Source organism: Shewanella sp. NIFS-20-20 (genome assembly GCF_019209865.1).
Classification (GTDB): domain Bacteria; phylum Pseudomonadota; class Gammaproteobacteria; order Enterobacterales; family Shewanellaceae; genus Shewanella.
On the sequence record NZ_JAHUTT010000126.1, the window covers coordinates 1 to 1006 of the forward strand.

Consider the following 1006-nt stretch of genomic DNA (forward strand, 5'->3'; position numbering starts at 1 on the left):
CCATCTTTTTTATCATCTGCAAACTCGGCTTAAACTCTTACTTCAAATGCTTGCTTGGTCGATAACACTGACCACGCTATCCGCACTAACTTATTCGCCAAAGCGACAACCGCTACGTTAAATGGCTTTCTGGCTCTTAACTCCAAAATCCATTCACCAAAAACAGCTACTGCGACCTCTGGCCTTGATAAAATCGACCGTGCACCATGGATGAATAACGTCCTCAACGCTTTGTTGCCGCGCTTACTTATCCCCAAAAGCGTGGTTTTGCCGCCAGTTGAGTATTGATGTGGGACAAGCCCTATCCAGGCGGCTAACTGTCGTCCATTTTTAAAGTGACCCACATCGGAGATATCCGCTAAACACTGACTCACTGTTAAATTTCCCACACCTGGGATAGATTTAAGCAGTTGAGCATCTTCATTTTGTTCGACAAGCTGTTTCAGCTTGTTATCTTGACCTGCAATACGCTCATTAAGCTGTAAATAGTATTCGTGATGCTCAATCAACTCCTGCATTAACATCTGAGGAATAGATTCTTTACTATAAGCAAGCCATTGAAATAGGCTCTTCATCTTGCTATGCCCTTTAGGGAAGCTCATACCAAATTCAAGCAAGATAGCTCCAATACGGGACATGCACGCGGTACGCTCTTTTACGTAACTAGAACGAATACGTTGGATCACTGAGATAACCTGAGCAGTTTCAGTTTTAACACCAACAAAGCGCATCGATGGGCGTGTTGATGCTTCCGCTATTGCATCAGCATCGATGTAATCATTTTTATTAGTTTTAACGTAAGGTTTAACGTACTGCGGAGGAATGAGTTTAACTTTGTGCCCAAAAGACTGGCACTTTCGAGCGAGCCAATGTGAGCCACCACATGACTCCATGGCTATGATTGTTGCGGGTGTTTGAGCTAAAAACTCAATAAGTTTTGCGCGAGATAAATGCTTTCGAAATTGCTCTCGACCGCTATAGTCATGAGCAACAAGATGAAAAGAAG

At 43.3% G+C, this 1006-nt stretch carries 1 protein-coding gene; it reads right to left on the bottom strand.

Translation table 11 applies throughout. The annotated features are described in order from the left end of the window. Positions 1-29: 29 nt before the first annotated feature. Positions 30-1006: IS110 family transposase (locus KU855_RS18710; protein ID WP_218532808.1), on the bottom strand; the 977-nt coding region annotated here is incomplete at its 5' end.